This is a genomic window from Frankia sp. CcWB3, from assembly GCF_977927595.1.
Genome location: NZ_CDWRCK010000221.1, coordinates 1 through 7,089 on the forward strand (window position 1 = coordinate 1; position 7,089 = coordinate 7,089).

Consider the following 7,089-nt stretch of genomic DNA (forward strand, 5'->3'; position numbering starts at 1 on the left):
CGGCCAGCCTCGGGACATACTTCCCAAACAGGCCCTAGTCTCCTGTGCCCAGCTTGCCCGCGTCCCGACGCTCGGTCGCTGCCCGGCCGGCGCCGAGGCCGTGACCATCCGGCTCCGCGTGGGCGGCTCGGTGGTCGACGTGGCTTCGCCAATGGCCGACACCACGTGGCCGGCGGCCGGGACGTCCGTCACCGAGTTGGAGCGGCTTCCCCTCGAGGAGATCGTCGTCGCCACGGACGGGTCGACGGCCGCGGTCGAACGGGTCCGTACCATCCTCGGAATCGCCTACCCGAGAACGTTTCCGCCCGTGACCTTCGCGGAGGCCGACGCCCAGAGCTCGTGGCATCTTGACAGTTACCGGCGGCTGGCGGACGTCGTGATTCTCACCAGCCTGCCCATCGCCGGTTGTGGCTTGGCGGTCAGCGTCGCCAGCGGCCTGGCCGACCGCAAACGCCCGTTCAGCCTCCTGCGCCTTGCCGGCGCGCCACTCGCGGTGCTGAGGCATGTTGTCATCCTGGAAACGGTCGCCCCGCTCATGCTCACGGCCGCCGTCTCCGCCGGATCCGGCGGAGACGGCGGCCCAGCTCTTCCTGCGCGCGCAGCTCGACGAGGCCCTCCATCCACCCGGAGCCGGGTACTACCTGCTCGTCATCACCGGACTCGTCGCCTCCCTCGCCGTCATCGCGTCGACCATGCCGTTGCTGGCGCAGACCACCGGACCCGAGATCGCCCGCTCGACGGCGGCGGGTCAGTGATCGCCTTCGGCGAGTTCGTCGACACCGAGCTCGGCCAGCAGCGTGGAACGCAGCCGGTCGAAGGCGGGGTCGGCCCGTCGCCGAGGGGGCGCCACATCGACCGGAACGTCGAGGGAGAGCCGTCCCTCGGTGAGGACGAGCACCCGGTCCGCGAGCAGGATCGCCTCGTCAACGTCGTGCGTGACGAACAGCACCGCCGGCCGGTGACGACGGCACAGCTGCTGGAGCAGGGCGTGCATCCTGATCCGGGTCAGGGCGTCGAGGGCCCCGAACGGTTCGTCGAGCATGACGAGGTCCGGCTCCCGGACCAGCGCCCGGGCGAGTGCGACCCGCTGTGCCTCACCGCCGGACAGGGTCACCGGCCAGGACCGTTCCCGCCCGGCCAGCCCGACCTCCGCGAGCGCCGCCCGTCCGCGTTCGGCAACGTCACGGCCGGACAGACCGATCGTCACGTTGGCCAGGGTCCGTGTCCAGGGAAGCAGCCGGGCCTCCTGGAAGACGACCGAACGCTGCCGGGTGGCCAGAACCTCGCCGGAGATGTCGCCGTCGAAGCCGCCGAGGATGCGGATCAGCGTGCTCTTCCCTGACCCGCTGCGGCCCAGCAGAGCGACGAACTCCCCGGAGGCGACCGTGAGGTCGAGGCCGTCGAGGACCGTGTGATCCCCGAAGGTGCGACGCAGGCCGCGGATCCGGATGGCGGCGCCGTCGGCACCGCGGGTTTCGCCGGTTTCGGTGGTGCGCTGAGCGCTGGTGGTGTACTGAGCGTCGTCGGTGTCGGTGCTCAGGTTCCGTCGAAGCCGCGGCGCCATGACAGCAGCGTCCTTTCCAGGATACGGACCATTCCGTCGCTGACGAGTCCCAGGATTCCGTAGATGACCAGGCAGAGGACCATGATGTCGGTCCGGTTCCAGGACTGCGCGCTGTTGAGCAGGTAGCCGATGCCCTTGTCGGTGTTGACCTGCTCGGCGAAGACCAGCAGCAGCCAGGCGACTCCCAGGGCCCAGCGCAGACCGACGAGGAAGCCCGGGAGCGCGCCGGGAACGATGACCCGCCGGATGAGCCCGAACCGGCCGAGGCCGAAGGTCTGGCCGGCCTCCACCAGTTTGATGTCGACCCCGCGGATGGCGGAGTAGGTGTTCATGTAGATGGGGAAGGAGACCCCCACGGTGATCAGGAAGATTTTTGCTTCCTCGCCGATGCCGATCCATACGATGATGAGCGGCAGCAACGCGATGACGGGGATCGTCCGTAGGAAGTTCATCGCGGAGTCGACGACGTCCTGGCCGGCGCGGAAGAAACCGGCGATCACCGCGAGAGTCAGCCCGATGGTGACTCCGAGGATCAGGCCGACCCCGCCCCGGTAGAGCGAGATGCCGAGGCTGTCCAGCAGCTCGCCGCTGTTCCACAGCTCCCGTCCCGCGCCGAACACCGCGGCCGGGGAGGCCAACGACCGGTCGCTGACGAGGCCGAGTCCCGTGACCGTCCACCAGGCGGCGAACAACAGCGCGGGACCGGTGAACCGGCGGACCTCCGGCGGAATCCACCGGCGCCCGCCGGTGCCGCGCGGCCCGGCCTCGGTCCGGCCGCCGGCGATGACGCCGCCGGGTGAGATGAGTTCGGTCACGTTGATCCCCCCCTCGGATGGAATGTCCTGGTGTTCTGAGGTTCAGGTGGCCAGCGAGGCCTTGGTGAACGCGGCGGTCAGCTCGGCGTTGAAACCCTTGTCGATCTCGTCGTCGACGTTCAGGGTCTTCGGCAGCTGATCGACGTCGATCAGCAGCCGGGCCTGCACGTGTTGGCTTTCGATGAAGCTTTCGGAGACCGGCTTGTAGAGTGCCTGCGGTAGCGAGTCGAAGTACTTCCTCGCCGCCTGCGGGTTCTGCTTGAGCTGGCCCACGTAGTACTTCTGGATCCACTCGTCCTCATGGGCCTTCGGCCAGGCGGACGCCCGGGACAGGCGGATCAGGAAGTCCTGCACCGCCGTGCGCTTCGCCGGATCCTTGAGGGCGTTCTTCGACGCCAGCACGACCGAGAAGACCGGGAGCGGCCTGGTCTCGATCTCGTAGGAACCGGGGGCCTGCTGGCCGACCGCGGCGACGTACTGCTTGGCGTACACGATGGCGTCGACCTGACCGGAGGCGAGGGTCGCTCCGAGGCTCGTGATGGGCACGTTCACCGGGGTGATGTCGCTCTGCTTCAGACCGGCGGACGAGAGCTGGTTGAGCAGGTAACCGTGCAGAGAGGTACCGAGGGTGAGGGCGATGCGCCTGCCCTTGAGGTCGGCTGGCTTGTGGATCCCGGAGCCGGCCTTGACGATGATCGTCTGGGTGTTCACCGGGTTCTCCGCGACGGCGACCGCCGTCACGCCGGCGTGCGCCCCGTTCGCGAACAGCACCGGTGTGTCGCCTATGAAGCCCACGTCGAGCTTGCCCGCGCTGAACGCGGCGTTCATGTGCGGACCGTCGGCGAAGGTGTTCCAGCTCAACCCGTAGGAAGTGCCCCGCGCCTCGCCGGAGAGCGTGAGCGGCAGTTCCAGATACTTGCCCTGGTCGCCGATCCGCAGCGTCACCTGGCCACCCGTGGCGGCCGAACCCGCGCTGCCGCTGCCGTCCTCGCTCCCGCAGGCGGCCAGGGTCACCGTGACGGCCGCGGCGAGTCCGGCGGACAGGAGGGAAAGACGCCGCCTGCGCGGTCGTCGATGCTGCATCGGAAATCTCCCTATCGGGTCGTTCGGTCGTGATCCGGCGGACAAACGGTGGCCGTTCGGGGTGGATCGTTGGTCGGGGCGGCTTGTCGTTCGAGGTGGATTGTCTGGCGGTGTGCTGACCGCCGCGCGGGACTTGGCCCTCGCGGCTGTCAGCGGATCGCCGGCTCCGGTGCCCGCGGTGCCCGCGGTGCCCGCGGAGAGCGGCGGACAGCGGATCAGGAGCCGAGGAACGGTTCCCCGGCGACCAGCTCGGATTCCTTGCCGTCGACGCCGACCGGAACATCGCCCTCGATGGTCACCCGGTACAGCACCCGGTCGAAGTCGAGGTGACCCAGGTCCGACGGGCCGAGGTGGGAGGTCGCGCGGTTGTCCCAGAAGGCGATGTCACCGGGGTTCCACTTGAACCGCACCGTGAACTCGGGCCGGGAGATCTGCTCGTAGAACAGGTCGAGGATCCGGTGGCTCTGCTTCGGCGAGAAACCAATGATCTCGCTGTCCTTGGAGGTGAAGCTCGGGCTGACGAACAGCGCCCGCTCGCCGGTCTCCGGGTGGACGCGCACCACCGGGTGGATCGCGACTAGCGGGTTTGCGGCGACCTTCCGCCCGTACTCGCTCTCGCTGGGGAAGTTTCCGAAGCTGTGCCGGGCGCGCAGGCCATCGGCCAGGTCCCGAAGCTGCTCGGGCAGCTCCTGGTAGGCGGCGACCAGGTTGGTCCACGCGGTGTCACCGCCGTATGGCGGGACGATGTCGGCCCGCAGGATCGACCCGGCGGGCGGGTTCACCAGCGCGGTGACGTCGGTGTGCCAGCCATTGTCGTAGGTGACCTTCTTCTTCGTTCCGAAGAACCTGGCGTACCGTCGGCTGTCGATCGGCAGGATCTCCGGGAAGCCCGCCGGAGGCGCGTCCTCGTGCGGGTGAGCCGGGGTCAGCTTGCCGAAGCGCCGGCCGAAGGCGACCTGCTGGGCGTGGTCGATGTTCTGGCCGCGGAAGAAGACGACCTTCCACTGGTGCAGCGTGGAGCGGATTTCGGCGATGGTCGCGTCGTCCAGGTCCTCGCGCAGGTCCACTCCGTGAATCTCGGCCCCGATGTAGCCGGAAAGCGGGCGGACGTCAAGTCCCAGAACAGGGGTCGTGGTTGTCATCCTGTTTTCCTCCATGGGTTGGGAAAAGATGTGGAGACGGCGGGGATGGCGGCCGGAATTCCGGGTGACGGACCGGTGGGAGGCGTTCTCGGGGCGTGCCGGGAACGTCTGCGCTGTCGCGATCGGCGCTATCGCGATCGACTACGGATTCTGTCGCGATGGACAGCGGCACGTGACGCAGGGCGTCAACATCGGCGACAACGCGCGCCGGCCGCGGGAAATCTTCCCGTACCGCCGTTCCCGGAGTCGCTCACCGGTCAATCTTCGGTCTCGCCCTTCCGGGCCGTCAACGTTTTGTGTTCTGATGGAATGAATACCTCCGGCGGGCGGCTGCGGCGACTGTCGGTGTCGGTGTCGGTGAGGCCGTCGGTGATGGTGTCCGCGATGGCATCGGGGTGGGCAGCGGGACGGGCAGACTGTGTGGGCGGCGGTGGACCGCGTCGAGGACGGTCGCTCCCGTGGCGACGGCCAGCACGTTCATGCCGAAGCTGCTCGGCAGCACCATCCGCTCGGGATCGGTGTACACGCGTGAGTGCGCGGCGATCTCCTCGTGCAGGTCGACCAACAGATCCGGCAGGGAGAGCGTGGCGGCCTCGGTGAGAACGACGATTTCCGGGTCCATCATGTCCACGAGCAGGCTGATCATTCGACCCGCCAGCTGGAGCCTGGCGCGCAACAGCGACAGCGCGCGCGGGTCGCCGGCGAGCCCGGCGTGCAGCAGCACCTGCAGGTCCGGACGAGAGATGATCCCGTCCTGGGCCGCCCGCAGCAGCATGGTCCGTTCCGACAGCGCCGCCTGCGCGCAGCCCGACCGGCCGCAGCGGCACGGGGCGTCGCTGTCGGCGAGCCGCAGGTGAGCGATGCCGCCCGCGGCGGAGTGCGGTCCGGTGTGCACCGATCCGTCGGTGGCGAACGCGGCGTCGACCACGTTGCCGACGAACAGTTGCAGCAGGCTGCGCCGGGCGCGCGGGTCACCGAAGAGGATCTCCGCCTGGGCCAGGGCGCGGGCGTGCCCGTCGACGTGCACCGGCATGCCCGTGGCCGCCGCCAGCACCTCCCGGACCGGCACGTCATGCCAGTCCAGGGGCTCGTGTTCGATCACCACGCCGAGGTCGGGGTCGACCCGGCCGCCGGTGACGACGCCGAGGCCGAGGACACGGTTGCCCCGGGCACGCCGGGCGAGGAAGCCGGGCAGATGTTGGGCGATCATCCGAAGGACGTCCGCCGGGCCACCCTCCCGCGGCAACTGCTCCCGCGCCACCACCTGTCCACGCAGGTCGACAAGGCTGAAGGTGACGAACGGGACGGCGATGTGCACCCCGCAGGCCAGATGAAGGTCGGTGTCCACGTCCAGGGGCACGTGCGGCCGCCCGGCCCGGGGAGCCAGCGAGGAGGCGGGAAGCTCCCGGAGCAGACCCAGGGAGATCAGCCCGGCCGTCTGCCGGGAGACCGCCGCCGGACTGAGCCCTGTTGCCCTCCCGATGGCGGTGCGGGCAACCGGACCGTGGTCGAGGACCGCCCGCAGGATCGCCGCCGCGGAGCCCGCGGAGCCACCCGGGGCACCGTAATCACTGGGGGCGCCGGAGCCGCCTGGGCTGCCCGTGCCGCCGGCAGTGGTTCTCCCGGCTCCGAGCCTGGAGACGGCCCCCGCCGCGGCCCGCGGCCTTCCCTGAGCCGGCAGCGTTTCCCGCGCCGACATCTTGTCGCGTACTGGCGCCTTGTCGCGTACGGGCACGGAGAACCTCCTCGTGATGCGACCGCGCGGCCGACGGGGCGGGCCTCTCGTCGCCGCGCACGCGCAAGGCGTGCAAACACAGGCAGGTGGAACGCACGGAGAAGTCAGGACCGGGGGCACGGCTGACCACAAGGACGGTGGACCGGAGGGAGGGGCCCACTCTTCGCTGACATCAGGTCGGCTGCCGTTGGCTGGCTCGGGCACGAGACGGCAGGTGCCGTCACCGGGCGCCGGGGGCTTACGGTGACGGATGCCAGCCAGCGGAACGGAGTCTGATGATCAGCGGGATCGATGGTGAGGGCGACAGAGCGCGCTCGCGACGCGATGAAAGTCAATGTGTGCACGGCAGACCAGAAGCGGGCGCCGGCTCATGACGCTGATAGTAGCTACCATTCCGCAGCTTGTCAATAAAAAAAGTAGAGATCATCGCCTTCCGTTGTCGAGCTATGGCGCAACGTTGCTGATCGGTGTCTTGTCGCCGGGGGCCGGACGCCCCGTACCGGGGTCTTGTCAGTCGACCAGGAGAATGAGCGGGGGCGTGGCGAGCACGATGATCGCCCCGAAGTAGGCGCACGGCGGCATCCACCACGGCACTTCTGGCGGGTCGAGGAGCCGGGCGATCCGCGAGATGACCGGATTGGCCGTGCCGCGCCGGGGGCCGCCGCCGACCGGTCGTGTCCGGCCGGGCGCCGCATCGCCGAGGTGGGGCCCGCCGGAGTCTGGCCCGTCGGGATGGGGCCCGCCGGGATC

The 7,089-nt window shown here is 69.5% G+C and carries 6 protein-coding genes and 1 pseudogene; 1 reads left to right on the top strand and 6 read right to left on the bottom strand.

The annotated features are described in order from the left end of the window. Nucleotides 1-503: 503 nt before the first annotated feature. Nucleotides 504-755, top strand: a complete 252-nt coding sequence (locus tag ACY5KJ_RS15650) for a hypothetical protein (RefSeq protein WP_462187047.1) — start codon at nucleotides 504-506, stop codon at nucleotides 753-755. Here the strand turns inward: ACY5KJ_RS15650 and ACY5KJ_RS15655 are convergent. From ACY5KJ_RS15655 to ACY5KJ_RS15680, 6 genes and pseudogenes are all read right to left on the bottom strand, one after another. Beyond that, the gene (locus ACY5KJ_RS15655; protein ID WP_462187046.1) at nucleotides 749-1,564 is read right to left on the bottom strand and encodes an ABC transporter ATP-binding protein; all 816 of its coding nucleotides are present in this window, start codon (nucleotides 1,562-1,564) and stop codon (nucleotides 749-751) included. The two genes, ACY5KJ_RS15650 and ACY5KJ_RS15655, sit on opposite strands and share 7 nt — an antisense overlap. Then, entirely contained in the window at nucleotides 1,537-2,379 is an 843-nt protein-coding gene (locus ACY5KJ_RS15660; RefSeq protein WP_462203684.1) for an ABC transporter permease, read from the bottom strand. The genes ACY5KJ_RS15655 and ACY5KJ_RS15660 overlap by 28 nt, the downstream gene beginning before the upstream one ends. Before the next feature lie 42 nt (nucleotides 2,380-2,421). Further along, complete coding sequence (locus ACY5KJ_RS15665; RefSeq protein WP_462187044.1) at nucleotides 2,422-3,462, bottom strand: ABC transporter substrate-binding protein; 1,041 nt, start codon at nucleotides 3,460-3,462, stop codon at nucleotides 2,422-2,424. Between the two features lie 215 nt (nucleotides 3,463-3,677). Then, nucleotides 3,678-4,604, bottom strand: coding sequence for a TauD/TfdA dioxygenase family protein (locus ACY5KJ_RS15670; protein WP_462187043.1), 927 nt, complete (start codon nucleotides 4,602-4,604; stop codon nucleotides 3,678-3,680). Between the two features lie 286 nt (nucleotides 4,605-4,890). After that, the gene (locus ACY5KJ_RS15675) at nucleotides 4,891-6,303 is read right to left on the bottom strand and encodes an ROK family transcriptional regulator (protein ID WP_462187048.1); all 1,413 of its coding nucleotides are present in this window, start codon (nucleotides 6,301-6,303) and stop codon (nucleotides 4,891-4,893) included. Between the two features lie 546 nt (nucleotides 6,304-6,849). Then, nucleotides 6,850-7,089 (bottom strand): annotated as a pseudogene (locus ACY5KJ_RS15680) (M56 family metallopeptidase); the annotation flags it as partial.

Coding starts and splice junctions, on each gene's coding strand:
- ACY5KJ_RS15670 (WP_462187043.1), bottom strand. CDS start 4,604: ATGACAACCACGACCCCTGTTCTGGGACTTGACGTCCGCCCGCTTTCC.
- ACY5KJ_RS15650 (WP_462187047.1), top strand. CDS start 504: ATGTTGTCATCCTGGAAACGGTCGCCCCGCTCATGCTCACGGCCGCCG.
- ACY5KJ_RS15675 (WP_462187048.1), bottom strand. CDS start 6,303: ATGTCGGCGCGGGAAACGCTGCCGGCTCAGGGAAGGCCGCGGGCCGCG.
- ACY5KJ_RS15655 (WP_462187046.1), bottom strand. CDS start 1,564: ATGGCGCCGCGGCTTCGACGGAACCTGAGCACCGACACCGACGACGCT.
- ACY5KJ_RS15665 (WP_462187044.1), bottom strand. CDS start 3,462: ATGCAGCATCGACGACCGCGCAGGCGGCGTCTTTCCCTCCTGTCCGCC.